General features: G+C 41.6%; 20 protein-coding genes and 8 tRNA genes. 16 read left to right on the top strand and 12 right to left on the bottom strand.

The features are described 5' to 3' along the window. Positions 1-56 precede the first annotated feature (56 nt). The 3 genes from Q1A86_RS07935 (at position 57) to Q1A86_RS07925 (ending at position 2,440) form a co-directional block, all read left to right on the top strand. On the top strand, positions 57-332 hold the full coding sequence (locus Q1A86_RS07935) for a hypothetical protein (protein WP_299805094.1): 276 nt from the start codon (positions 57-59) through the stop codon (positions 330-332). A 154-nt stretch (positions 333-486) separates the two neighbouring features. Next, a complete protein-coding gene (locus Q1A86_RS07930) occupies positions 487-819 on the top strand; it encodes a hypothetical protein (protein ID WP_299805092.1) in 333 nt (110 codons plus the stop codon). A gap of 169 nt (positions 820-988) precedes the next feature. Then, complete coding sequence (locus Q1A86_RS07925; protein WP_299805090.1) at positions 989-2,440, top strand: sensor domain-containing diguanylate cyclase; 1,452 nt, start codon at positions 989-991, stop codon at positions 2,438-2,440. Positions 2,441-2,502: 62 nt separating this feature from the next. On the opposite strand, the gene gap is transcribed toward Q1A86_RS07925, so the two are convergent. Both gap and Q1A86_RS07915 read right to left on the bottom strand, forming a co-directional pair. Then, a complete protein-coding gene (gap, locus tag Q1A86_RS07920) occupies positions 2,503-3,513 on the bottom strand; it encodes a type I glyceraldehyde-3-phosphate dehydrogenase (protein WP_299805088.1) in 1,011 nt (336 codons plus the stop codon). Between the two features lie 219 nt (positions 3,514-3,732). Beyond that, complete coding sequence (locus tag Q1A86_RS07915) at positions 3,733-4,584, bottom strand: DUF2989 domain-containing protein (protein WP_367277898.1); 852 nt, start codon at positions 4,582-4,584, stop codon at positions 3,733-3,735. A 204-nt stretch (positions 4,585-4,788) separates the two neighbouring features. Here Q1A86_RS07915 and Q1A86_RS07910 point away from each other — a divergent pair, with 204 nt between their 5' ends. From Q1A86_RS07910 to Q1A86_RS07865, 10 genes are all read left to right on the top strand, one after another. Next, entirely contained in the window at positions 4,789-6,225 is a 1,437-nt protein-coding gene (locus Q1A86_RS07910; protein ID WP_299805086.1) for a glyceraldehyde-3-phosphate dehydrogenase, read from the top strand. 450 nt (positions 6,226-6,675) lie between these two features. Beyond that, positions 6,676-6,751: transfer RNA gene (locus Q1A86_RS07905), tRNA-Gly, on the top strand. A gap of 13 nt (positions 6,752-6,764) precedes the next feature. Further along, positions 6,765-6,838, top strand: a tRNA-Cys gene (locus Q1A86_RS07900). A gap of 103 nt (positions 6,839-6,941) precedes the next feature. Beyond that, positions 6,942-7,027: transfer RNA gene (locus Q1A86_RS07895), tRNA-Leu, on the top strand. Between the two features lie 489 nt (positions 7,028-7,516). Next, the gene (locus Q1A86_RS07890) at positions 7,517-9,067 is read left to right on the top strand and encodes a methyl-accepting chemotaxis protein (protein ID WP_299805083.1); all 1,551 of its coding nucleotides are present in this window, start codon (positions 7,517-7,519) and stop codon (positions 9,065-9,067) included. A gap of 38 nt (positions 9,068-9,105) precedes the next feature. Next, positions 9,106-9,369, top strand: a complete 264-nt coding sequence (locus Q1A86_RS07885) for a hypothetical protein (RefSeq protein WP_299805080.1) — start codon at positions 9,106-9,108, stop codon at positions 9,367-9,369. A 337-nt stretch (positions 9,370-9,706) separates the two neighbouring features. Further along, positions 9,707-9,780 (top strand) — tRNA-Cys (locus Q1A86_RS07880). Positions 9,781-9,883: 103 nt separating this feature from the next. Beyond that, positions 9,884-9,969: transfer RNA gene (locus Q1A86_RS07875), tRNA-Leu, on the top strand. A gap of 652 nt (positions 9,970-10,621) precedes the next feature. Further along, a tRNA-Cys gene (locus Q1A86_RS07870) sits at positions 10,622-10,695 on the top strand. Between the two features lie 103 nt (positions 10,696-10,798). Then, positions 10,799-10,884, top strand: a tRNA-Leu gene (locus tag Q1A86_RS07865). 564 nt (positions 10,885-11,448) lie between these two features. Here Q1A86_RS07865 and Q1A86_RS07860 read toward each other — a convergent pair. From Q1A86_RS07860 to punR, 6 genes are all read right to left on the bottom strand, one after another. Further along, positions 11,449-11,778, bottom strand: coding sequence for a TusE/DsrC/DsvC family sulfur relay protein (locus Q1A86_RS07860; RefSeq protein ID WP_299805077.1), 330 nt, complete (start codon positions 11,776-11,778; stop codon positions 11,449-11,451). Position 11,779: 1 nt separating this feature from the next. After that, positions 11,780-12,061, bottom strand: a complete 282-nt coding sequence (tusB, locus tag Q1A86_RS07855) for a sulfurtransferase complex subunit TusB (protein ID WP_299805074.1) — start codon at positions 12,059-12,061, stop codon at positions 11,780-11,782. Next, complete coding sequence (tusC, locus tag Q1A86_RS07850; RefSeq protein ID WP_299805072.1) at positions 12,061-12,417, bottom strand: sulfurtransferase complex subunit TusC; 357 nt, start codon at positions 12,415-12,417, stop codon at positions 12,061-12,063. The genes tusB and tusC overlap by 1 nt, the downstream gene beginning before the upstream one ends. A gap of 38 nt (positions 12,418-12,455) precedes the next feature. Beyond that, on the bottom strand, positions 12,456-12,845 hold the full coding sequence (gene tusD, locus Q1A86_RS07845) for a sulfurtransferase complex subunit TusD (protein ID WP_299805070.1): 390 nt from the start codon (positions 12,843-12,845) through the stop codon (positions 12,456-12,458). A gap of 57 nt (positions 12,846-12,902) precedes the next feature. Further along, positions 12,903-13,556 carry a Bax inhibitor-1/YccA family protein gene (locus tag Q1A86_RS07840; RefSeq protein ID WP_299805327.1) on the bottom strand — a complete coding sequence of 218 codons (654 nt, stop codon included), beginning with the start codon at positions 13,554-13,556 and terminating at the stop codon, positions 12,903-12,905. A 176-nt stretch (positions 13,557-13,732) separates the two neighbouring features. Next, positions 13,733-14,635, bottom strand: coding sequence for a DNA-binding transcriptional activator PunR (gene punR / locus Q1A86_RS07835; RefSeq protein ID WP_299805068.1), 903 nt, complete (start codon positions 14,633-14,635; stop codon positions 13,733-13,735). Between the two features lie 118 nt (positions 14,636-14,753). Here punR and punC point away from each other — a divergent pair, with 118 nt between their 5' ends. Next, positions 14,754-15,998: a purine nucleoside transporter PunC gene (punC, locus tag Q1A86_RS07830; RefSeq protein ID WP_299805066.1), complete on the top strand. Its 1,245-nt coding sequence runs from the start codon at positions 14,754-14,756 to the stop codon at positions 15,996-15,998. Between the two features lie 90 nt (positions 15,999-16,088). Then, positions 16,089-16,179: transfer RNA gene (locus tag Q1A86_RS07825), tRNA-Ser, on the top strand. Between the two features lie 442 nt (positions 16,180-16,621). Here Q1A86_RS07825 and Q1A86_RS07820 read toward each other — a convergent pair. From Q1A86_RS07820 to Q1A86_RS07810, 3 genes are all read right to left on the bottom strand, one after another. Further along, on the bottom strand, positions 16,622-19,807 hold the full coding sequence (locus tag Q1A86_RS07820; protein ID WP_299805064.1) for an efflux RND transporter permease subunit: 3,186 nt from the start codon (positions 19,805-19,807) through the stop codon (positions 16,622-16,624). A gap of 3 nt (positions 19,808-19,810) precedes the next feature. Continuing rightward, positions 19,811-21,004 (bottom strand): efflux RND transporter periplasmic adaptor subunit, encoded by a 1,194-nt coding sequence (locus tag Q1A86_RS07815; protein ID WP_299805061.1) that lies wholly within the window; start codon positions 21,002-21,004, stop codon positions 19,811-19,813. A gap of 549 nt (positions 21,005-21,553) precedes the next feature. Next, on the bottom strand, positions 21,554-21,889 hold the full coding sequence (locus Q1A86_RS07810; protein ID WP_299805058.1) for a PBPRA1643 family SWIM/SEC-C metal-binding motif protein: 336 nt from the start codon (positions 21,887-21,889) through the stop codon (positions 21,554-21,556). 356 nt (positions 21,890-22,245) lie between these two features. On the opposite strand from Q1A86_RS07810, the gene Q1A86_RS07805 reads away from it, so the two are divergent. Then, entirely contained in the window at positions 22,246-23,166 is a 921-nt protein-coding gene (locus tag Q1A86_RS07805; RefSeq protein WP_299805055.1) for a manganese-dependent inorganic pyrophosphatase, read from the top strand. Positions 23,167-23,256: 90 nt separating this feature from the next. On the opposite strand, the gene Q1A86_RS07800 is transcribed toward Q1A86_RS07805, so the two are convergent. Then, the gene (locus Q1A86_RS07800) at positions 23,257-25,644 is read right to left on the bottom strand and encodes an AAA family ATPase (RefSeq protein WP_299805052.1); all 2,388 of its coding nucleotides are present in this window, start codon (positions 25,642-25,644) and stop codon (positions 23,257-23,259) included. Positions 25,645-25,806 lie beyond the last annotated feature (162 nt).

Below are 25,806 nucleotides of genomic sequence, written 5' to 3'. Positions count from 1 at the left end.
CTCACCAACCTCTCTGTGCTACTTTTATAGATTACTTTTTTGCTATGGAGGAAGTCGTGAAGTCCACAGTAGACAAAATGTTGGTTAAGCACGATAAACTAGTACATTCAGAAGGGGTCAAAGTCTGCTCGCATACCCAGAGAGTAAAAGACGAATGGGTACAACATACCGTGATGATCGATGACTGTGATACACCCTTTACATTTCGGCGAACCAAAAAATATAAAAGTCTGAACGGTGCAAGGGTCAACATAACATATTATGCCGACACTCAGGGCGTGGCTGGTTTTGAAATGGAAATCTTCAAAGTTGTCAGGATCAAGCGAAGTTAATTTTTTAATTATTAATAGGCTTCGAAAGTCCATCAAGAAATTTGTACCGTTTAGTTGCAGGTAATCAGCTGTTATTAAGTATGAGTACAGTTACAGCTTGCTAAGCTCAGCCTCATAAAGCCCGCACCTAGTGGGCTACTCCTATGAGGTGGCTATGTATTCTACTCGACAACAATATCTCCAATACAGCGGATTGGCTTCTCAAATTATTGCTGACAATAAGTTGGCTATTCTTCGTCATAGCGTACAAATCTCTATTAAACTTACCCAAAGGATGTTGCTTAAACGTTACCTCAGCGTCGAACAGATTTCAGCGTTAACTCTGCTAAGCTTAAAATCGGAATCACTTGAGTTGCACAGGGCCGTTTTGCGTGCAGATATTGGTGCAACTGAAAGAAATATTTTGCTCGGTTATATCAATCAAAACCTTGAGTCGATAGATGAAGCTATCAGTGCTAGGCCAGTCAGTAGGTCGCTAATTAACTAAAGGTTTGACTATAATAAAATCAAGACATGGCTAGATTTGAATTAGCCAAAGCTTAAACTAAAGATGAAGCAACTAAGCTCCGGTCGGTATTGTTCATCTCAAACAATACCGCATTGCTTAAGTCATGTTAATTGATTCAACAGCGAATATTACAAAGGATCTGTTTTTCGTGAGAGATGATGCGCGCACGATAGCAAGAAGTATTAACTGTCGAACTTCTAGACAGTCGAATGCCCTTATCTTCTGTTTATTCTTCTTGAGTGTGTATTTCATCACTGTGACTATCAACGCCCACTCAGCTGAACCTCCCACAGCTATCAAGTCAGAGCCCAGAACCCTCATCATTGCAAATTCGAAAGCCTGGAAACCCTTTTCATATCTCGACGACAATGGCGAGCCAAGTGGGTTGCTGATAGATTTGTGGAAAGAGTTTGCAAAAGTTAATCGAATCCGAGTTGAGTTTGTTTTAACTGATTGGCAAGAATCGTTAGATAACCTAAAACATGGTAAAGCAGATATCCACGCAGGTTTATTATGGTCAACTGAAAGAGCCGAATTTTTTGATTATGGAGATAGTCTTGCTAAGTTAGATGGGCAGATTTTTGTTGAGCAATCGCTATTAAGTATGAATATAGAATCTGTCTTACAAAGTGAAACTTTAGGCGTCATAAAAGGAAGCTACGAGGATAGCTTTGTTAAAGGGGAGTTTCCTTACGCGAAAGTGCGCCTTTTCAATAATAATGAACAGATGATTTCTGCAGTCCTTAATGGAGGGCTAAATGTTTTTATTGCCGATTTTCAAGTGGCGAACTTCTACTTATATACAGCTAATCAGCAGAATGCATTTTCTCCCGCAAGACATGTATACACATCTTCAGTCAAACCCGCAGTAATAAAGGGCAACAAAGTGTTGCTAGACTTAATCAAAGACGGTTTTAATCGTGTTGAACAAGATGAATTAAACCGTATTCAACGCAAGTGGCTTCATATTGAAACTGTCTACCCTAATTACCTCGTGCCATTAATGATGACACTATTGTTAAGTATGATAGTGCTTTACATTATCCAATTGAAAAGAACCGTGTTACATAGAACTAAAGCGCTTTATCGTGCCAACAAAGAGTTGCAATTACTTGCGAGTCAAGATGGGCTAACGGGGATCAATAACCGGCGTAATTTTATCCATGAGTTTGAAAGACGAAATCGTCAACGAAGTAACAGTTTGACGCTACTGCTGTTTGATATCGATAGGTTTAAAGGGGTAAACGATAGGTTTGGCCATCTTGTCGGAGATCAGACTATTCAAGCGATAGTAAAAAGGGTGAATTCAATTCTATCACAGGAAGCGATATTCGGCCGGATCGGAGGAGAAGAGTTTTGTGTTTTCATGACCGGCCTCGACGAACATGAAGCGGTTCAATTTGCGACTAATATTCAAAGGTGTATTTCTAAAAGCAAGGTGATGACAGATGCTGGTGAATTAGCTATCTCAGTCAGTTTGGGGGCTGTGTATAGTTGTAAAAAAGAATTGGATTGCAAGGAACTATTGCATACAGCCGACCAGCTAATGTATCAGGCTAAAAGCCGAGGACGTAATTGTTTTGAATTTGAATCTGTGTGATTTAAATTTGTATAGAGATAAAAAAACCCAGCCTAAGCTGGGTTTTTAGTAGGGCATACCAATTACTTGGCAGTCATTAGAGCAACGGCATTATCTAGCATGCGATTACTGAAGCCCCATTCGTTATCATACCAAGCCATGACTTTAACAAGACGACCGTTAACACGTGTTTGTGTCGCGTCAAAGTTAGAAGAGAATGGATTATGGTTAAAGTCGATAGATACCAATGGTTCGTGGTTAACAGCCAATACTTCACTTAATGGTGCAACTGAAGCCGCTTTCTCAATGATAGCGTTAATCTCTTCAACTGTAGTATCACGTGCAGCAACAAAAGAAAGGTCAACCAATGACACGTTTACAGTTGGTACACGAACCGCTAGACCGTCAAACTTACCAGCAAGCTCAGGTACAACTAGACCTACTGCAGCAGCAGCGCCAGTTTGAGTCGGGATCATCGACATTGCAGCAGCGCGAGCGCGGCGAAGGTCTGTATGATAAACGTCTGACAAACGTTGGTCGTTTGTATAAGCGTGAATCGTAGTCATAAGACCCGATTCGATACCGATCTCATCATTTAGTGGCTTGGCAAATGGCGCTAAACAGTTAGTCGTGCAAGAGGCATTTGAAATTACCGTCATGTCACTGGTGATGAGCTCGTTGTTGACGCCATAAACGATGGTGGCATCAACATTTTTGCCTGGTGCAGAAATAATGACTTTTTTCGCGCCAGCATCAAGGTGCGATTGCACAGATTCTTTAGATGTGAATATACCAGTACATTCAAATACCACGTCAACATCTAGTTCTTTCCAAGGAAGTTTAGAAGGGTCACGCTCTTGGAAGGTTAAGATTTTGTCTTCGTTAACAAAAATAGCATCGTCTGCATGTTCAACTTTTGCGTTAAAGCGACCATGCACTGAATCGTACTTAGTTAAGTGAGCGTTGATTGAAGCATCGCCTAAATCGTTAAGTGCAACAATCTTGATAGGATAGTTCTTTTCGCTTTCATATAAAGCACGTAGAACATTGCGGCCGATACGGCCATAGCCGTTAATTGCAACTCGGATAGTCATCTCATATCCCTCAGGTAAATGTAAAAAACATAATCTGGTAGTAAAATTACCAAACTGGCAGCCATCGTCAAGTTATATCGGTGAAAAAAGCCTAAGTTTTGCGTTTGTTTTAGTAATTTTTTTACACGTGTCGCGAATTTGTATATAAATCGTCTAAATTTACAGGATAGCTGTAAGTTGGCAAATTTATTGCCGAAATAGGAATTTAACCTGCAAATCTTATGGCGACTTAGTTAAATCTTTATCCAGCAATATTTTTAGCTTACTTTGTTGATACTTTCCAGCCTCTAGTTGATCTGCTAGGACAACGGCATCACGATCCAACTTACGCTGTAAATTCTTGTTACCCTTTATCAGTGCTAGCATCTGCTCTTGAGAAAATTTAGCCTCTGTCATTTCGATATTGGTTTTAGAGAGCCAGTATTCAATATCGCCTCTTTCTTCAAAACGGTAGAGGGTAGCGAGGGCTAGCAACCAATCCGGTTGGAAATTGTCTTGGTTAGTTCCTTGAAAAGCTTGTGCATAAAGGTGTTTAGATTTAAGTGGATTAATTCGTAAATAATAAGAGGCTAACTGAGCTTGTAGGTCGACATCTTTTATCTTATTCGCTTTTTCCGCGGCAAATAACACGGCTTCTGCTTCATTGTCATTAAAGCGGGACCAATGATAGTAAGCAAGGTGAGGATCTGAACTACCTCGAGTCGTCTCTTGTAATTGTGCAAGCGATTGCGAACTGAGGCCGAATGCTCGTGCACGTTCATTAGTTCGCTCAGGATGTAAAATGTGTTGTACGCCAGCCGCGAGTTCGACACATTTATTGTAATCTTCTAAGTACAACAGCTGCTGATAAATTTGCTCACCAGACGGCATTTGTATACTTTTTAGCTTGAACCTATTGCGGATCAGGTCTCCTCGCTCAAATCTACACCAGCTATCTTTATGCAGATCGGCACAAAGTTCAGGATTTTTGTTACAAATAACCTGAGTATTCGTCGGCTGTTCACAGCCAAAAAGGCCAAATAAAACCGTAATCCCGAAAAATGATGTAAACATTACAAATTTTCTGTTCAAACCTAGCTCCATGGCTATATTTATCTAATAAAATTACAGTGTTATAAAAAATATCTTGCTAGCCTGACAGCCGACTTTTCATTACAATGGCGCCGACCAAACGGGGAAAGACACCCTATATAACGTTAGATTATTGGTCTTTTCTTTTTGTTACTCAAACATTTCTGATGAAAAAATCAGAAAAGTGAGATAAAGGATCTGTTAATGAGCGCTGATAAACACCTACAAAGTTGGCAAGAACGTTTCGAAATGGCTGAGGCTATGCAGCCATTACTTGGTAAGTTATACCGTAACCAAGGTGTAGAAGTTGTTGTCTATGGCAAACCTCTACTAAATGCCTCTACAATCGAAATCATTAAATCGCACCGTTTAGTGCGTCGCCATGTTGGTGAAAAACTTAGACTACGTGAAAGCTTTCCATTTGTTGAAGCTTTAAGCAAGTTAGCGGTAAAACAGTGCAAAGTTGATATCGGTAAATTAGCAGTAAATTACTGGCGCGAATACCCAGATGCAAGTCAGATTGAGGCTTATATGAGCCGTGAACTTGCAGATGCTATCAGTAACGAAGATGACGAAGCTGCTAGAGATGTCGTCCTGTACGGTTTTGGTCGTATTGGTCGTCTGTTAGCACGTCTACTTATTGAAAGAACGGGTGTTAGCAACAAGCTTAGACTTCGTGCAATCGTTCTTCGAGGTGGCCGTAAAGGTGATTTAGAAAAGCGTGCAAGCCTACTGCGTCGTGACTCAGTACACGGTCCATTTAATGGTTCTGTTGAAGTCGATGAAGAGAACAACGCGATTATCGCAAATGGTACCTACATCCAGGTTATCTACGCTAACTCTCCAGATGAAGTGGATTACACTAAATTTGGGATTTCAAATGCTCTTGTGGTTGATAACACGGGTATTTGGAAAGATGAAGCGGGTCTTGGTTTACACCTTAAATCTCCTGGCGCAAGTAAAGTATTGCTTACTGCACCAGCAAAAGGCGCAATTAAGAACGTAGTTTATGGTGTAAATGAGCAAGACATCCTTGACGAAGATACTATTGTATCAGCTGCAAGCTGTACGACGAACGCGATTACACCAGTGCTTAAAGCGGTTAATGACAAGTACGGTATCGAAAATGGTCACGTGGAAACAATCCACTCATACACTAACGACCAAAACCTAATCGATAACTACCACAGTGCAGACCGTCGCGGACGTAGTGCTCCACTTAACATGGTAATTACTGAAACGGGCGCAGCTAAAGCTGTATCTAAAGCATTACCTGTACTAGAAGGTAAACTAACAGGCAATGCGATTCGTGTACCTACGCCTAACGTTTCTATGGCGATTATTAGCTTAAACCTTAACGGTGAGACTAATAAGGACGATCTTAACGAGTATCTAAAAGATATGGCGCTGCAGTCTGAATTGCAAAACCAGATTGATTACACCGATTCAACTGAAATCGTTTCCAGTGACCTTGTGGGTTCACGTTACGCGGGTGTTGTTGATTCCCAAGCGACTATTGCTGAAGGCAATCGTGCAATACTTTACGTATGGTATGACAATGAGTTTGGCTATAGCTGCCAGGTTGTTGGTGTTATGCAAAAAATGCTTGGCCTTAACTACCAGTCACTTCCAAATGGCTAATTTGTTATAGTTCAATACTTGTTGATAAAACGCCTCTATATTAGAGGTGTTTTTTTTGTAAGATTCTTAGTGATCCACGCTTTTACTTTCTTCGTTTAAGGCATACCTGTTTATGAAGCCTGAATTGATTCACAGAGCATCTTTAACAAAATCATAAGCCTGAACTGAAAAGGGTAGGGTAGTTGCATTAGCATGATCCGGGCTCGTCAAATTAAACTGCGAAAGATAATAGTAATGATAACCGCTAATAAACAGTATTCACTTCGGTCGGTCTTTTGGCTGACTATTCACCTAAAAGCTTAAAAAATGTAAGTGTTGCTGAATTTAACATCAAACAGTCATGAAATTGTTTTTTCGAGATTGACTCTCAACAGTAAATCGGTAGAATGCCATTCCGTAGTCAAGGGGAAGCAAGCTTAGCAAGAGCTTGATTACGGATTAAATTGAAATGCGACATTAGCTCAGTTGGTAGAGCGATACCTTGCCAAGGTATAGGTCATCGGTTCGAACCCGATATGTCGCTCCAATTTACATCATGTGGCGCGATGGCAGAATGGCTATGCTGCGGATTGCAAATCCGTCGATCTCGGTTCGACTCCGGGTCGCGCCTCCATAACTTTTTATAGTTATAAGAATATGAATTTGGTGAGTTTTAATCCTAACAGGATAAAGCAGTATTGGTACCGACAATACGCATCGTCAAAATCAAAGAGTTTGCCCGTGTGGTGGAATCGGTAGACACAAGGGATTTAAAATCCCTCGCTGAATAAGCGTGCCAGTTCAAGTCTGGCCACGGGTACCATCATTAAAGCCTCCGCATTAATATGCGGAGGCTTTTTTGTATATGCAGCTTATAAAGAACAAGGGATTTGTTTTTTATAACAGACGCCTCGCTAATAAAGAGTGCCAATTCAAGTTTGGCCACGGGTACCATCTTCTTATGAAGAGTGACTAAACCAGCCTAGAGCTGGTTTTTTTACGTCTAAAATTTGATAGAAAGCAGTAAGACCTAATAATCCCTCGCACTCTTAGCAAGGTAAGAGGGGCTGAGCAAGACTATCAACTTTTATTTAATCTGTTGCGACTTGATACGGTCGATACTCTCACATAGGTTTCAATGTAGTTGTTACTAAAACCTGTATTCATGCACATATTCACGCCTCATTAGTCATTACATTCTCTTACTTCAGCTTCAGACTCCACTAAATGCACTCAGATTAGATAAATAATTGTTGGTTTGTTTTTTTGTACTATTATTTTTTTATTAGTTATTTACGGATGAAACTAAAATATGTTCAAAGGAATGACGATAAAGATAAAACTCATAATACTTGCTTCCCTCGTAACGACTTCAATGCTGCTATATGGTGTCTTCGAGAACGTTATTATAAACAAAATCATATACGCAGAAGAGGTAGCATCTCAAAACTGGTTTATTGAGTCAGAACTTCTAGCTCTTAGACGTCATGAAAAAGATTTTTTTTCACGAATGGATGATAAATACCTAGAGAAGCATGCTGCTGTTATGGTTCAAATAAAGAAGGATTTAGTTAAGCTGAACGAAGATCATCTTTTGTTATTTAATATAGGAGCGAACAGTTCTACTACCCTTAATCAGCTTGACAACTACCAAAGATCATTTGTCGAATTAGCGCAGCTTTCTCACCAAATCTATGATAAAGATGGCCTTGAGAAAGAAATTGATGCTACTAGAGCCAAACTAGAAGAGGCGATTGTTAATACTAATTCCATAAGAGTTGAGCATCTTATGGTTGAGCTTATAGAGTCTGATTATGAGTTTCGTATTAATCACTCTCAGCAAACACTTGAAGAATTACTTATAAGTAAGCAAGCACTAGAGTTAGCGATCGAAGAGTACCCAGGGGTTAGGCCTGTTTATGACGCTTATTTCGGTACGTATAATGAACTTATTGAATTACACCTTAAGATCGGGTTTGAGTATAATGAAGGTCTTAGAGGAGTAATGAGGGTTAATGCTCAAGAGGCTGAGGCTGGGATTGTAGACAACGCCAAGAGTATTTCTCTATTAATATCCGACTATATCGAAGGCCAGAAAGTCAGGTTGCACATTTTAGGGCTTGTTTTACTTTTATTCACCTTGAGCTTCGTTTATCTCATAGCGACCAATATCAATTCTAGACTCAACGCTCTCAATCACATGGTCAAGAAGTTATCTACTGGAAATAGAGACTTAACAAGTCGAATAAATTTTGAAGGCCGAGATGAATTTAGTGATATAGCCCGATCGTTTAATCGATTTGTTGAATCACTCCAGGAGGCTTTTCAGGAAATAAGGGACAGTTATGAAGCGATTAATCTTGCTAGTCATGATATGTCAGACAAGTTAAATATGACGACTCAGGGCTTCAGTGACGCTGTTGTTCGTGTAAATAGCATTAGTAGTTCTGTACATGAGTTAGTATCAGTAAATTCAGAAATAAACCTTTCAATTAACGCCACTGATGATGCCTCAAACCAGCTAGGGAAAGCAAATGAACAAGCATTAGACATATCAAAACAATCAAATGCTGAGATCAACGATTTGAATGAGAGGTTATTAAGTGGCCAAGAAAAAATTTCCGAACTAAATGAGCAATCAGTGAAAATTCAAAGTGTAACAAAGGCCATTCAAGAGTTAGCTTCACAAATTAATTTGTTGTCTCTAAATGCTGCTATTGAGGCCGCTAGAGCTGGAGAGCAGGGGAGAGGATTCGCTGTTGTCGCCGATGAAGTAAGAGGTCTATCTGGTAAAACAGATGAGGCTACGTTAGCTATCGATGAAACCATCGTTGAATTACAAAAAAAATCATCGTCGTCGTAAATATTCTTCAAGAGTCAATTAAAACAGCGCAGGATACTTTGACCAAGAGTAAAGATGCCAATAATGAACTCATTACTGTTGAAGACTTGTGTCGGAGTTTGTCTTCACAAACCTCACAACTAGCTACTGCTTCAGAAGAGCAGCAGTACACTAATAATGAGGTGAATGGCCATTTACAAGAACTCGTCGCAATTTCGAGTGCTAATGAAGATCAAATTGCACAGTCGCAGCAATCAACGGATATCGTTTTGCTTCAATCTAAGAAACTGAAAGCGACGATTGATAGTTTTAAAGTGTATTAAGCTATCGAGATAACAAAGAGGAGTTATTCGAGCTGAGCCACATTTTAGATTATCGATATAGCTCTTGTCGTTGTAACTTTAAGAGCGTTCAAATCTGCACATAACTACAGCCTAGCTTTGATACGCCTAAAATATAAATTGCCAGCTTGTTGAGCTTTTTTAAAATGCATTCAAGTTCATAAAGTCGTTACTGATTAAGCTTTCGTCTTGCTTTGTTTATAATTTAAGTTTTTCGCTCGCGATTTAACCACATGAATAAAAACAATAAGTTATTAGTTGACTCATTTTTTTAATCCAGTAAAGTACGTTTCGTTCCCAGCGGTTAAGGGAACAAAATGGCGCGATGGCAGAATGGCTATGCTGCGGATTGCAAATCCGTCGATCTCGGTTCGACTCCGGGTCGCGCCTCCATAACTTTTTATAGTTATAAGAATATGAATTTGGTGAGTTTTAATCCGAACAGGATAAAGCAGTATTGGTACCGACAATACGTATCATCAAAATCAAAGAGTTTGCCCGTGTGGTGGAATCGGTAGACACAAGGGATTTAAAATCCCTCGCTGAATAAGCGTGCCAGTTCAAGTCTGGCCACGGGTACCAAATAACTCTTTCGAGAGTTGCAGAGAAGCCTCGACAATGTCGGGGCTTTTTTGTATCTAGTGTTTTACTAGAAGCACAAGGGATTTACTTTTTATAAGAGATGCCTCGCTGATACAAGATATCAATTCGATTCTGGCCACGGGTACCATCTTCTTATGAAGAGTGATTAAACCAGCCTAGAGCTGGTTTTTTTACGTCCAAAATTTGATAGAAAGCAGTAAGACCTAATAATCTCTCGCGCTCTTGATAAAGTAAGGCGTGCCACGCTCTTCGAAAAAGCGAGTCTGGGTACGGATACCATCATTAAGGCCCCTGCAAAAGCTGGGGCTTTTTTGTATCTAGCGTTTTACCAGGAGCACAAGAGATTCACTTTTTATAACTGACATCGAGCTAATGAGCAGTCCTGTCCATTTTCAAATATGATCACAGAACATAATTACCTGCTGTAAAGCTGAAATACTACAGAGAAGATTACGTCAAATGTGATTGGAGTAAAGATAGGAGTCTTGCTATTAATTGGGCTATATCTGAACATCTTTTACCTTGTTCGAATATGTTTTAAGCAGTTGAATCAAATAAATTAATAACCAGTTGACTCAATTTTATAATCGAGTAAAGTATGCCTCGTTCCCAGCGGTTGAGGGTACAAAATGGCGCGATGGCAGAATGGCTATGCTGCGGATTGCAAATCCGTCGATCTCGGTTCGACTCCGGGTCGCGCCTCCATAACTTTTTATAGTTATAAGAATAAGAGTTTGGTGAGTTTTAATCCGAACAGGATAAAGCAGTATTGGTACCGACAATACGTATCGTCAGAATCAAAGAGTTTGCCCGTGTGGTGGAATCGGTAGACACAAGGGATTTAAAATCCCTCGCTGAATAAGCGTGCCAGTTCAAGTCTGGCCACGGGTACCATCATTAAGGCCCCTGCAAAAGCAGGGGCTTTTTTGTATCCGCAGTTTAAAAAGCACAAGGGATTTGTTTTTTATAACAGATGCCTCGCTGATACAAGATATCAATTAGATTCTGGCCACGGGTACCATCTTCTTATGAAGAGTGACTAAACCAGCCTAGAGCTGGTTTTTTACGTCCAAAATTTGATAGAAAGCAGTAAGACCTAATAATCCCTCGCACTCTTGATAAAGTAAGCCGTGCCACGCTCTTCGAAAAAGCGAGTCTGGGTACGGATACCATCCTCTCTTGTAACAGTAAAAAGGCCTCTGCATTAACATGCGGAGGCTTTTTTGTATCTAACGTTTTTGATAGAGGCATAAGGGATTTACTTCTTATAACAGACGCCTTGCTGCGTAAATAAGTCACTTCCTTTAAAAAGAGGAGCTGGCTAAGGGCGACTATCATTAAGGGATATTCATTATCATCCCTAGTTCTTTTTGGCACCTACATTCTAGCTTTGATAAGCAAACAAAAGCCCTATGAAATAGGGCTTATTTTAAAAGAGCTGTTAACCGAACTGAGAACCTAAATACATTTGGCCGGCTTAGGCAAACCTGCAATTTTGGTTGCTTGCTTTGCAGGTCCAACAGGGAAGAGGGTATAAAGGTACTTAGAATTACCTTTGTCTGTACCTAGCTTTAAACCAATAGCTTTAACCAGTACTCTGATTGCCGGGCTGGTTTTAAATTCTAAATAAAAGTCTCGAACAAAGTTAATGACTTCCCAATGTGCTTCGGTAAGTATGATGTCTTCTTGAGCCGCAATAAGTGGCGCAAGCTCAGGAGTCCAATCATTAACAGACTTTAGATAGCCTTGATGGTCCGTTTCGATTTGTGTTCCGTTGAATTCAATCATTTTACCAACTAATTACTTTATTAAATTTTAGGCTGAGCGATACAAAATCATCGTAATTGATCTGTTTTGTGTCTTTTAACAGGTTTGTCAGCCCACGAGCTTTCACATCTTCTTGTAATGCGACGACATTATACTCTTTTAACTGTGCGACCCAATCTTGTTTTAGCAAACAGTTAACCGCATTCCCTGTCAGTAAAATAGAATCTGATTGCTTGGCATAACGCAAACATGTCTTTAATGCGGAGCTTTGCTCTGGTGAGCTTTGTATTAGGTGTAAAATCATTAGAAAACGATAACCTCATCCACTGCATTAAAATGGCTAGCAATCTCATCTGGCGCGCTTAATGTTACGTCAATTCGCAGTTCTTGCTCTGACAACCCCAATTCTTGCATAGACTCGCTACACACCAAGACGGTATCTATGTCATACAAAGGCAGTGCGCCTAATGTCGAAATATAGTCTTTAGCTCCAATGGACTCAGGATCTTGGTCTCTAAGTAGAGTTAACACCGCCTCATTAGTAAATAATAAGCTAACTTCTTGCTCAAAGCTTGCGCTGAGCAAAGACAAATCAAGGCCTTCTCGGCCATGTGCAGTACCATGAGGTGGCTGCTTAAAAACAATACACAATTTTTTCATAAACGCTTTTTGCCTTGCAAACAAGATTAACTAAAGAGTTAAAAGCAGACTAATCTGTCAGCAGTTTCTATCCCGATCACTAACTCACCTAAGCCGCCCATTATAAATGGGGCCTGCATATTCCATTGACTCAGGTTATTTTCCTTGGCCTCGGACTCAGAAAGAACGCCACGGCGAAGTGCGGCAGATACACAATTGACTAAAGCGGTTCCGTATTGGTTATGTAACTCAATCCAGGCTTGTTTGAGATCGAATTCGTCGCTGGCGGGACTATTGAGATGGTTGGTGTTCAATACGCCATCTTGATAGAAAAATATCTTCTCAATGCTGTGACCGCTTTCTAATGCGGCCTTAGCGAATCGGTAGGCACTGTAACTTGCTGCACTGCCATAGCTGGCAGAGTTAACCTGAATAATAAATTTGCTCATGGTAAAAAAAATGGCCCTGTAATAGGGCCATTTTAACTCAATTAAAATTAATTGGTATTAGTCATCTCCGCCAACACCCATTAAATGCAGCAGTGCAACGAAAAGATTTAAGAAATCTAAGTATAAAGAGATGGTTGCACGAATATAGTTAGTTTCGCCACCATTAACAATTTTGCTTGTATCGTAAAGAATGAAGCCTGTCATTAACAATGCGATACCTGCGTTAAGCGCCATAAAGACCATACCGTTACCTAGGAATAGGTTAACCAGTAGGCCAACAACCATAATGACTAAGCCTGCGATAAGGAAACCGCGCATAAACGAGAAATCTTTTTTCGTCGTTACAGCGTAACCTGAAAGGGTGACGAAGATTAATGATGTTAAACCCAGTGCCTGCATGATTAGTTGAGGACCGTTTGCCATGCCCGCATAGTGGTTAAGAATGTAACCGAGTGAAGCCCCTTGCATACCAGTGAAGGCAAATACCCAGAAGATCCCAGCACTTGAGTCAGCCTTCTTAAGGGTGACAAATAAAAGCACTAAGCTACCAATTGATAAGCCTAAAGACATCATTGGACTAATTGCCAACGCCATCGCCAAACCTGCGCACACTGCAGAAAACGCTAGGGTCATAGAAAGCAGCATATAGGTGTTTTTTAGCAGTTTGTTTACTTCGACTGAAGTGCTGCTATACGCAGTTTGTTGTGTCATATCTTTCATATCTTTCTCCGAAGACAAATTTCAAGCTATTTTGTTTGAGCACGAGATAAACAAAGAGTTCCCTTGGACGACATTAATGGGGAAACTCTATAAGTAATTGAATCATACAGTAGCCAAACCAAGGTATAAAGGGATTGGGACATAAAATAAGCCCAAGTTAACCTTAGTTAATCTAGCCAGTCCTTATGTAACTTCTCACTATCGCCTAAATAATCCAGAACCCAAGCCATAGCGGGTGATTGATTGGTCGCATTCCAAGCTAGACAGCAAGGGCTAGTTTTATTTGGGCGCTCAAGTTGTTTCTGGATCAAGGCTCCCGTCTTAATAAAGGGAAAGGCAAAGTGAGCCGGCATGTAACCAATACCTAAGCCTTCTCGGAAACAGTTGATGGCGCGGATCCAATCAGGTACGACTAATCGCCTTTGGTTTTCAAGCAGCCAGGTCATTCGCTTAGGGATCTCTCTAGATGTATCTTCGAGACAGATAGATGGATATTGTCTTAATTCATCATCAGTAAGGGGGCGGTCAATCTTCGCAAGCGGGTGGTTCTTTCCGACTAGAAAGTTCCACTCTATTTCACCCATGTCTCTAAAATGAAAATCACCCCCGACCGGGATAGCGGTCGTTGCGCCAATAGCAATATCACTTCGGCCAGTGGCTATAGATTCCCACACGCCATTGAAGACCTCTATTCGAATAATCAACTCGACATTGTCAAAGGTACGATAAAAATCGGCAATTAAATTACTGATTTTATCTGCTCTGACAATGTTATCGAGTGCGATGGATAGGGTAGGTTGCCAGCCATTCGCGACACGAATGGTATCGGCCCGCATGGCATCAATATCTGTCAAGAGTGTTCTTGAGTGCTTAACGAAATGTTCTCCAGCCGGAGTTAAGCTGACGCTTCGATGATGTCTTATAAATAAGACGACACCCAATTCTTCTTCAATCTGCTTTACGGCATAGCTCACAGCCGATGGGACTTTGTGTAATTTATTCGCTGCGGCGGTAAAACTGCCAACTCGGGCAACCATATCGATGAGTTGAAGCGATTGTTCTGAAAGCATGGTTCACATCCTGCTGTGATTTTTTTTGATGGCTAATGTGAAAAATAAACGTTTCACAGCTCTTTATCAAGTGTTTACACTGCGCGACTTTAATAAATCCAGATCAGAATTTCCAATTATGAACTCACTAACAAATGTAAAATACTACATTTTTCTCACATATCTAGCAGTGTTAAGTATGTTGGGCTTTATTGCCACCGATATGTACTTGCCTGCATTCAAAGCAATTGAAGACACAATGGCAACTTCGCCATCTCAAGTCGCAATGTCTTTGACTTTCTTCTTAGCTGGCTTAGCGCTTGGTCAGTTACTGTATGGACCTTTAGTTGAGCGTTTTGGCAAACGTAATTCACTGATCTTTGGTCTAGTACTTTTCGCTGCAGCAAGCTTCTCGCTAGCGGTAAGTGATTCAATCTTAGTATTTAATATTTCACGATTTATGCAAGCATTAGGTGCCTGTTCTGCCGGTGTAATTTGGCAAGCGATTGTTATTGAAAAATACGATGCCGCAAAAGCACAAGGTGTATTTTCTAACATTATGCCATTAGTTGCGTTATCCCCAGCTCTTGCTCCAATCTTAGGTGCGTTTATTTTACAGTCTTTAGGCTGGCAGAGTATTTTCATTACTTTAACCGCTATGGCTGCGGTAATGATTTTACTGACAGTTTGGTTTGTGCCTGCAGAAACCAAAGCAATCAGTCATGATAAAAAAGAGATCAACTTTGTATCGATTCTTAAAAATACCAAATTCCTAGGTAACGTAGTGATATTTGGTGCTTGTTCTGGTGCATTTTTCTCGTACCTGACATTGTGGCCAGTAGTGATGGAGCAACACGGTTTTGATGCTACAGCCATTGGATTAAGCTTTATTCCACAAACCATTACCTTTATTTTGGGTGGCTATGCGAGTAAAACCCTTATTCGTAAAATCGGTTCAGAGAAAACCTTAAAGCTATTACTATCTGTTTTTGGCACTTGTGCTATGTCTATTGCAGTTGTGACCATCTTGCTACAGGGGCTATCAATTTACCCATTGCTGGCTATATTCTCAGTTTTAGCAGCATGTAGCGGTGGTATTTACCCGATTGTCGTTAACGGTGCACTGCAAGAGTTCCCAGATAATGCGGCAAAAGCTGCAGGTTTACAGAACTTCTTACAGATCAGCTTATCATTCGGTGCATCAAGCCTTGTCGCTATGTGGGCAACAAGTGGTGAAGTCGCGATAGGTTGGGGGATCATGATCTGTTCTTTCATCGTATTTATGGGCTTCAAATTGCGTAATTACAAAACCTGGAATGAAGTTGGTGAAGAGATCGTAATGCCAGATCCTGCACGCATTGCGATCAATCAGGATGAGAAGTAACCAAATAGGTTGGCTCAAACAGTAAAGTGATAAAATTTTATAATTATCACTTTACAAGATGAAAAGAGCGCTATATTATTCGCGGCGTTCGGAGAGATGGCAGAGTGGTCGAATGCACCGGTCTTGAAAACCGGCATGGGTTTATAGCCCATCTAGGGTTCAAATCCCTATCTCTCCGCCATATTAAGAGAGGCCCCAGCAGAAATGCTGGGGCCTTTTCGCATTTAGCAAGTTTTACTTTGAATCCTAGGGTTCCTATTGTTTAGATCCAGCTATATCTCCGCCATATTTAAGATGAAGCCCGCTAATTTTTTAGCGGGCTTTTTCGTTTCGGATATAAAACTGATTAGAACCCTGGGTTCCTATTAGTTAAAGTCAGCTATCTCTCCGCCATATTCAAGATGAAAGGCTACTCGCAAGAGTAGCCTTTCATCGTTTGCAACAAGGAGTAGAATTTAAAGGCGGCTGTTGTTAAAAGGCCTTAGCTTACGCTATTGAAATGAGCTGGTTAACTCATTCTCAATGCACCTGTCTCAATATACAGCTCTCAATTCTTTGCTTTACATGAGGCAAAAAAAAGCCCCTATGCAGTAGGGGCTTTAGACTGAAGCTATTCTTGTATACTAACTTAGTGCATGCTCAGTTGGCACGGGGGACTGCGTTGGCTCTTCCACCCGAGACTTACTGCCAACCATGCGCTTAATATCCTCAATCATCACATACAAACATGGGATTAAGACTAAAGTCACCACAGTTGCAAACAATACACCAAAGGCCAATGATACCGCCATCGGGATCACCATTTTCGCCTGCATACTGGTTTCAGTCATGATAGGTACTAAGCCTATGAAGGTTGTCAGCGATGTAAGTAAAATTGCCCTAAATCGACGACAACCCGCCTCGAGTACCGATAACTTCATCGCGACACCTGACTCACGTGACTTATTTATATAGTCAACCATCACTAGTGAGTCATTCACCACAACACCTGCTGCGGCAATAATACCAAATACAGATAGGGCGCTAAGATCAAGGCCCAATAGCATATGCCCAAGTACAGAGCCAATCACACCAAACGGGATCACTGACATGATCATAATGGGTTGCGAGTAGGACTTCAGTGGTACGGCTAATAGGCTGTAGATCACTAACATAGAGATTAAGAAGTCTCTTAATTGAGTATCGGCGCTATCAAGTTGCTCTTGAATATTTCCTGAAACTTCACTCTGTACTCTTGGATATTTCGCCAGTAACTCAGGTAAGAAGTTATCACGAATATCCTTTGCAATTTTAAATGGCTCGGCTTGTTCAGCATCCACAGCCCCCCAAACGTTAATGGTTCTATTACCATTTTCGCGGCGTATACTGTTTACCCCATCGGTTACCACGATAGCAGCGACTTCAGAAAGTGGGATTTCGGCACCTTGAGGCGTCTTAATCATCACATCAGAAACTTGGGCAATAGAGTTACGTTGCTCTTCTGGATAGCGCAGCATCACCTTGATCTCTTCGCCGTTACGCAAAATACGTTGAGCTTCTAGGCCATAGAAACTGTTTCCTACCTGTCGCGCTATATCTGCGAGGGTTAGGCCTAAGCTATGGGCTAATGGCTTAAGTTCAAACTGGATCTCTTTAGCACTAGACTGACGACTGTCGTTTACATCACCTACACCTTTGAGAGTATTGAGTTTAGCTTTAAGCTCCTTAGCTGCTGCGACTAACTGCTCATCATCTTTACCTTCGAGTCTAAAGCTGATGTCGCCATCATCTCGTCCGCCACCAAACAAGTTATCTCGAATGGTAAACGACTTCATACCCGGAATGAGTGGCATGTTTTGGCGCCATAACTCGGCAACAGCAAAGGTATCGATAGGGCGGATTTCTGGATCCACCAGTTTTGTCATCACCTGCGCCGAAGTTCGACCACGAAGTTCTACCTGCATGTCAGAAATCATCTTCTGGCCATATTGGGCTTCAAGCTCGTTATCGACTCGTCTCAGCGCTTCTTCGATTGATAGCGCTGCCGATAAGGTCGCTTTCTCAGAGGCATCTATGTTCATCTCAAATGAGATCCGTGGGAAATCATGAGGGATTTTAGGTTGACCAATAAAGCGAACGAGTCCACCGGAATAGAGGCCTGCACAGACTAAGATCATGCTGATGAATATCATGATGACGGTATAGCGATACTTAACCGCAAGCTCCAATGATGGACGATAGTAACTGTGAATGAGTGTCTTTAGTCCTGAATCGACTTTGCCTTGTAAAAAGTTAACCCCGTTTCGTAGCCAATCGATTGGATTTTTTGAACCCGGCTTTACAACTGTCTTTTGTTTCATGCGTGCCAAGTGCGCTGGCAAAATTAGCTTAGACTCAATGAGTGAGAATATTAGGCACAGGATGACCACAAAACCAATGGCTTGGCCAAAGGCAGAAGAGGGGCCATCATCTAGGGTGATAGGCAAGAAGGCTGCAATTGTTGTAAGCACGCCGAAGGTCGCTGGCATTGCAACGCGTTTAACACCACGGATGACGTTGTCGAGGGTCTGTCCCTTTTCTTCACACTCTGCGTGAGCACTTTCGCCCATCACAATGGCATCATCGACCACAATACCTAAGACTAAGATAAAGGCGAACAAGCTAATGACGTTGATGGTGACATCAATCATTCCCATAGGCATAAATAGCAGGGTACCTAAGAAACAAACTGGTAGACCCATCATCACCCAAAAAGCGAGTCTCACACGTAGAAATAGTGCCAATAGAATGAAAACCAGTACGGCACCACTTTTCATACTGTCTAACATCAGGTTCAAACGGCCCTCTAGGTAATAGGTCATATCAACCCAAGGCTCTAACTTAACCCCTTGCGGCAACACTTTCTGTTTTTCAGCTATGTAGCCTTTAACCACATCGGCGACATCGGTAAGGCTCTGATCGTTAGCCGCACCGATAAAGAAGGTTACAGAGTTCATACCGTTAAATTTAGAGTACTGAATACCTTCTTCAAAACCATCGATAACAGTCGCCACATCGCCTAGTAAAAGGGTGGTGCCGTCTTCAAGAGTAATTAGCGGTAGGCTTTCAAACTCATAGCCGACATAGGCTTGATTCTGTACTCGTAGATTGATGTAACCGTTTTCGGCGCGGATTTGACCCGCTGACATATTACGTGAATAACCACGAACTGCATTGGCAACATCATTAAAGCTTAAGCCAAACTCTCGTAGCCTGTCTTTGCTGACCTCAATGGCAATCTCGTACCCAAGCCCACCATAAAACTCAGTAATATTTACTTTTGGTAGCTGTAGTAACTCATCATGGATCTTTTCGCCTAAGTCTTTTAATTGGCGCTGTGTCAGATCACCATAAAGGCTCATATACATTACTTCTTGACGTAATTTGATCCGCTCGACTTTAGGTCGCTCCATGCCGTCAGGAAAACTTGAGATAGAATCAATTTCTGATTTTACTTCTTCGAGTACCACTTGCGGATCGTAAGAGTCTTCAACTCTGAAATATCCAGATGAAGCATTTCGATTCGAATAGGTGATCACTCGCTTAAGACCTTGGACGCTCTCTAATGCTTCCTCAATCTTAATAGTGATCCCTTCTTCAACTTCTTGCGGCGCTGCACCCGGGTATACGGCATTAAACTCTAGCCAGTTGATCTCAACGGCAGGGAAGAACTGCTTGCGAATCGTATTGGCAGTTAACAATCCACCGAGCAAGATAATAATCATAAGTAAGTTTGCCGCAACGCTGTTACGCGCAAACCAGGCGATGATGCCTTTGTTAGTATCTATCATCAATTAATCCTTTTCTTCCATCGCAATTTGCGTAGGTTGCTGTTCAGGACTGTCTTCATCACGTAATATCTTATCTTCGGGAAGGGCTAACTCCATGCCTTCGATAGGATAATCTAAAGCTGAAGTGATAATATTCATGCCAGGTTCTAGACCATCGGAGACGATAACCTTAGAGCCAATTTGACGAAGGATGGTAATATCTTTGTACCTAAGCTTGCCCTCATCATCTAACACGGCAACCTGGTTATTGATCACAAGATGGCGAGGGAGCTCAGCGACTAATCCCGCATGAGAACCATCGATTGTTGCGGTAACATAGGTCCCATAGCGTAATTCATTGTTGTTTGATTTCAGACCATAGGGATCGGCGACTTCTGCAACTAAGTAGGTCATACGGCTGCGATTATCGATAACGCCCTCACTACGAACCACTGTCGCAGACCACTCTTGAGTCTTCCCTGCAAATTCACCTTTTAATATTACTTTTGCATGTTTGCCTTTTTCATCTAAAAATTGCAGTTCCTTATCTGCAATAGGTAGACGGATCTCAGCTTCTGCGGTACTTAATACCTTACCTAGAGGTGTACCCATGCTGACGTAGGAGCCTAGGCCTATGTTTCGTGCTTCAATGAGGGCATCGTATGGCGCCTTGATTAAGGTACGCTCAAGATTGCGCTTAGCGCGTTTAAGTCCGGCTTCAGATGAGTTAAGTTTGGCGACCTCTTGTGCTAATTGAGGCTTTCTGAGGCTCAATTCAGTTGGCACTCCATTCTCAATACGTTTCCATTCCTCTTCGGCAACCTTACCGAACGCTTTCTCTTGCACGAGCGTCGCTCGAGCAGAAGCCATATTCGCCTGTGCGTCAATTAATGCTGCTTCATAATCGCTTGGATCTATTTTGGCAAGGATGTCGCCTTTTTTAACAAAGCCACCACGGACAAACTGTTCTGATAGATACACTATCTCGCCGTTTAGCTGAGATACCAGTTCCGTCTCATATTTTGCGTTAACCACGCCATAGGAGTTGACTGCAAAACTCATCGGATTAATTTGCACCGCCTCAACTGACACCAGCGGTGTAGTATCGAGCTTTTCCTTTTCCTCTGGGGGCTTTTTCATTGCCGATATGCCAATAAATCCTGCCACGCCGACAGCGATGACAGCCATTGGTAGAATGATCTGTTTTTTCGTAGCCACAAACACGTCCTCTTGTTGAAGCAAACTTGCACTCAATACACAATCTTTTAAAAGCTGCTAAAAGAATTAATAAGAGCAATATAATTAGAATTTTGAATGTATGTTAATGGATGTGGGGAGTTGTAACAGTTGGTTTGTGTAAACATGTGTAACTAAATTTGACACGCAATAATAAAAATCAATTATTCAATATCAGATAGTATGACTGCGGCCGATTTATGTCATTGTATTTATAGTTTAAATTGCAACCTTGATAGGGTTCAGTCATAGGCCTTAAGTAAGCTGGCGATTATTATTGACTCTGTCACTTTGATGATTTCAATTGTAACAAAAGCTAATTGAAGCGAATGCCGATGCCACAGATGTTCACCTAGCTTAACTTGACGTAAAACTTAGCGGGTAAAGAGTAGAGGGTTAATACAAAAAGTGAACGCGTAACACGAGTATAAAACTAGAAGTTCAGAGTAAAAAAAAGCAGTCCCTTATCGGCACTGCTTTCGTCTGTTTATTTTATCAATCTATTTTGTCAGCCTAAAACCAACTAAGAAATTAACCGCAGCATTTCTTATATTTCTTACCGCTGCCACACACACATGGGTCATTACGGTTTGGGGATTTTTCAAAACGCGTTGTTTGTGGCTTATTGAGCAATCCAGTTAAAAGAAGAATATTCTCTTCTTGGCTTGGATCGACAGTAATCATGCCCACCAGCTCATTATCAGTAAGCAGTTGTAAAACTTCTGTTTCACGCTCTGCAGTTTGAACTAACAGTTGAAGTGGGTTCTCTTCGGTTCCCACTTTGACTTCACGTTTAGTGTTGTAACCATAGCTTTCGTGCTTAGGCTTTGGGGTTTTACGCCCTTTAAAAAAGAATTTGTCTGACATCGCTATGGCGCTCAATCTAAATAAGGATAAATTTACGCAAGCTTATACTATAAAAACGGCTGCAGTGGTATCTAAGACTGATATTAACGGCCTTTTTAGTACAAAAATTAGCTGTTAGGCAAGGATAGTCGTTCTTTAGTGCAACAAAAAGCTCATCGAGATAGGGATTAAAGAACTCGTGTTTGTCTCACCTGTCTAAATAATGAGTGAGACTGAATGAAATCAGAGAGCAATTGACTGTTAAAACGGCTGCAGATAGCCTTTTGGTACAAGAGTTTGCCATCTGAGACCTTTTGGTATTTCCGCATCGTGGAAAACTTTGTTAAAATCGGCGCAAATTAAAGGAGAGCTTTTATATGCCAGTTTATGTTGTGGGCCACAAAATCCCAGACTCAGATTCAATTTGTGGTGCGATTGCACTTGCACACCTAAAAAACCAGATCGGTGAAGCATCTGTTGCGACTCGTTTAGGTGACATTTCACCTGAAACCGCTTTCATTTTAGACAAGTTTGGTTTCGAAGCACCAGAGCTTAAGCTTAGCTATGCTGGCGAAGAAGTTTACATTGTTGACCATTCAGAACTGACTCAAGCACCTGACGATATTGCCGAGGCAACGATTGTTGGTATTGTGGATCACCACAAATTAGGCGATCTAACCACTTCTACACCATTAGAGTGCTGGATCCGTCCTGTTGGTTGCAGTAATACCGTTATCAAGATGATGTATGACTTCTACAATGTTGAGATCCCAAAAAATATCGCTGGCATCATGTTATGTGCAATTCTAAGCGACACGGTTATTTTCAAGTCACCAACTTGCACTACAGCAGACATTAAGTGTGTTGAAGCATTAGCTGAAATTGCAGGCGTCGAAGACTTCAAAGCTTTAGGCATGGATATGTTTAAAGTGAAATCTGCAGTAGAAGGCACACCAGCACGCGATCTTGTAATGCGTGATTTTAAAGACTTCAACATGAACGGTAACCTAGTGGGTATTGGTCAGCTAGAAGTGATTGATCTGTCAGTATTCGACGACATCAAAGCCGAGCTAGAAGCCGATATTGCTGCGCTTAAAGCAGAAGGCAATCGTCACAGCGTACTATTGCTACTGACTGACATCATGAAAGAAGGTTCAGAAATGCTAATCGTCAGTGACGAATTGGCTAAAGTTGAATCGGCTTACAACTGCAAATCAGTCGATAACAAAGTTTGGTTAGATGGTGTACTAAGCCGTAAGAAGCAAGTTGTACCGCCACTACAGGATGTTTTTGCTTAAGAGCCTATCTCTGAGCAATACAAATAAAAAGGCCGAACTTATGTTCGGCCTTTTTGTTTTTTTACAGATAAGACTTAATTGATAATAGAGTTAGTCTTTGGTGTCTTTATTACGTAAGCCATTAAGTCTCGTTTGGGCTAAGCCTAAAATGCTATTTTTAGGGTAATCGCCTTGTTGATTTAAAGTGCCAACCTTACAGCTAGTTAGCAACTCAATAGCCTGATTAACATGTGATATAGCCCAAATATGGAATTTCCCTTTCTTAACCGCTTCAACAATGTCTTTACGTAACATAAGGTTATGCGCGTTAGATTGGGGAATTATCACCCCTTGGCTCTCTTTTCGGCCCTTAATCTTACACACATCGAAGAAGCCTTCGATCTTCTCATTGACGCCGCCAATAGGCTGGGCTTCACCAAATTGGTTCATAGAGCCTGTGATAGCAATGTCCTGTCTTAGCGGCTTGCCCGAAAATGATGACAACATTGCGCATAGTTCAGCCATTGTTGCACTGTCACCGTCGACGCCGCCATAGGATTGCTCGAATGTTAGGTGAGTCGATAGCGGGATCTTATCTGTCTTACCTAAGATAGCTGCGATATAAGCAGTTAAGATCATCACACCTTTCGAGTGGATACTGCCACTTAGATCAACGTTGCGCTCAATATCAAATACCTTACCTTCACCAAATGAGGTGGTGGCGGTAATACGGCTTGGTGCACCAAATTGGTATTCGGTCGTAGACATAACCGATAAACCATTTACTTGGCCAACGGTTTCACCTTGGGTATCAATCAAGGTTTGGCCATTGGTGAAGCTTTGCATAAAGTCATCTTTTGCACGGCAGATTCGTTTTTCTTTATTGAATAACGCTTGTTCAACATGGCTCACTCGGATCATGTTGGCATTTGCCGCGCGGGCACAATAATTTGCCTCACGTAATAAGTTGGCAATATCTACAGAATGCAATGACAGCATATTCTGATCATCAGCTTGGCGAGAGCTAAACTCAATGACTCGAGCGATTGCCTTTTTATCGCAATGCAAGATTTGGTTGCTGTGTACGATACTGGAAATGAATTGGGCATAATGTGCCTCTGACACATCTGTGCGGGGCATTCTATCTTCAAAGTCGGCGGTAACGCGGAACAGCTCAGTAAATTCTGCATCGTACTGCTGCAAAAGCTTATAGGTTGCTAGATCACCGAATAAGATGATTTTAACGTCAAGTGGAATCGCCTCCGGCTCTAATGAGATGGTACCTGACAAGGTCACCTCACGCTCGAGTGAGGTTAAACTGAGCTTTCGCGATCTCAGGGCTCGCTTCAATCCATCCCATACGTAAGGGTGCTCAAGAACTTTAACCGCATCGATCATGAGTACGCCGCCATTTGCCTTATGTAGACTACCTGGGCGAATGAGAGAGAAGTCGGTAAAAACCGTGCCTTTATAAGTGGCGTTTTCGACGTAGCCAAAGATGGTGTGATAGTTCGGGGTCTCCTCAACGATTATGGGTTGTATTTGAGACTCCTGAGAAACCAACACATTGATCTGGTAACGTCTTGGCATCTTCTTACTCATTGAAGCATAGGCGAGGGCGGCTTGCTCTTCGCTTTCTTCCAAGAAAATGTCCAAGTTGTCGAGAATGTCTTTATGCATTGCTTTTATATAAGCTTTGACACTGCTCTGTGCTTTATATTGCTCTTTTAATTTTTCTAGCGCATGGGTCAGCACCTCTTCGGCAACTTCCTCATCATGCTTCTGTTGCTTTTCCGAGTATTCTTCTTCCCACACAGTGATCTGGCGAACGATGCCGCGAAGCTGAGCCTCCAGGGCTGAAATAGCCGTCTGCATGTTAGCCTGTTCAGTTGCAGAAAGTGCGACATAGCTTTCCTCCGTATGAGGCTCCTCACCATTTAAGGCAACGAGTTCGTAATTGCCCTGGGCAGAGATAGACAGGCCAACACTATTACGCTTGGCTTCTTCTGTTAGCACCAATAATGCTTCTTCTTGTTTCGAAGTCAGTTGGTTTTTTAATCTGTCGGCTCGGTTGTAGTACATCTCATTATCGAACGCCAAAGGTAACGCCTTTAGCAATTTCGACATCAGCTTTTCCATGTCTTTTTTGAATTGAAGACCCATACCCGCAGGGAGCTTTAACACTTTAGGGCTGCGGCTATCATCGAAGTTAACCACATAACACCAATCAAATAGTGTACGGCCGTTTGTATTGGGAGCTTGACGATTTAGGTGGCGAAGCACCATAGTACGTTTGCCTAAGCCGTTACGGCCTAGAGCATAGATGTTATAGCCTTTCTCTTTCATCGAAAGGGCAAACTCTACCGCTTGCTGCGCGCGGGCTTGGCCGACGATTTCGTCTAAGGGTTCGAGGTGTTTAGTCGACTTGCAGTCTGAAGAGAGCTTTTTTAGCGTCGACGCGCGGTAAAGCTTGGCACTGCTGAGAGGTTTTATTGGCATAATGCGTCCTCTTGATGACGGTCAATAATTTTACTCTATACAGTTAGATAGTAGATTTCTGCAATTATTTGCGGATCGCTTAGATATTAGCCTATTAGGGGGTTTGTTTGCTGGATATTTGAACAAAACGAGGTTGGGAGGAGCTTTTAAACAACCTTTACT

Source organism: uncultured Shewanella sp. (genome assembly GCF_947497935.1).
Lineage (GTDB): Bacteria > Pseudomonadota > Gammaproteobacteria > Enterobacterales > Shewanellaceae > Shewanella.
The sequence above is the reverse complement of the archived record's forward strand: the minus strand, read 5'-3'. Positions and strand labels throughout refer to the sequence as shown.

Bases quoted from the DNA above. Each gene is read 5' to 3' on its own strand.
- Q1A86_RS07930 (WP_299805092.1), top strand. From the start codon at position 487: ATGTATTCTACTCGACAACAATATCTCCAATACAGCGGATTGGCTTCT.
- gap (WP_299805088.1), bottom strand. From the start codon at position 3,513: ATGACTATCCGAGTTGCAATTAACGGCTATGGCCGTATCGGCCGCAAT.
- Q1A86_RS07910 (WP_299805086.1), top strand. From the start codon at position 4,789: ATGAGCGCTGATAAACACCTACAAAGTTGGCAAGAACGTTTCGAAATG.
- Q1A86_RS07890 (WP_299805083.1), top strand. From the start codon at position 7,517: ATGTTCAAAGGAATGACGATAAAGATAAAACTCATAATACTTGCTTCC.
- Q1A86_RS07860 (WP_299805077.1), bottom strand. From the start codon at position 11,778: ATGATTGAATTCAACGGAACACAAATCGAAACGGACCATCAAGGCTAT.
- tusB (WP_299805074.1), bottom strand. From the start codon at position 12,061: ATGATTTTACACCTAATACAAAGCTCACCAGAGCAAAGCTCCGCATTA.
- tusC (WP_299805072.1), bottom strand. From the start codon at position 12,417: ATGAAAAAATTGTGTATTGTTTTTAAGCAGCCACCTCATGGTACTGCA.
- tusD (WP_299805070.1), bottom strand. From the start codon at position 12,845: ATGAGCAAATTTATTATTCAGGTTAACTCTGCCAGCTATGGCAGTGCA.
- Q1A86_RS07840 (WP_299805327.1), bottom strand. From the start codon at position 13,556: ATGACACAACAAACTGCGTATAGCAGCACTTCAGTCGAAGTAAACAAA.
- punR (WP_299805068.1), bottom strand. From the start codon at position 14,635: ATGCTTTCAGAACAATCGCTTCAACTCATCGATATGGTTGCCCGAGTT.
- punC (WP_299805066.1), top strand. From the start codon at position 14,754: ATGAACTCACTAACAAATGTAAAATACTACATTTTTCTCACATATCTA.
- Q1A86_RS07820 (WP_299805064.1), bottom strand. From the start codon at position 19,807: ATGATAGATACTAACAAAGGCATCATCGCCTGGTTTGCGCGTAACAGC.
- Q1A86_RS07810 (WP_299805058.1), bottom strand. From the start codon at position 21,889: ATGTCAGACAAATTCTTTTTTAAAGGGCGTAAAACCCCAAAGCCTAAG.
- Q1A86_RS07805 (WP_299805055.1), top strand. From the start codon at position 22,246: ATGCCAGTTTATGTTGTGGGCCACAAAATCCCAGACTCAGATTCAATT.
- Q1A86_RS07800 (WP_299805052.1), bottom strand. From the start codon at position 25,644: ATGCCAATAAAACCTCTCAGCAGTGCCAAGCTTTACCGCGCGTCGACG.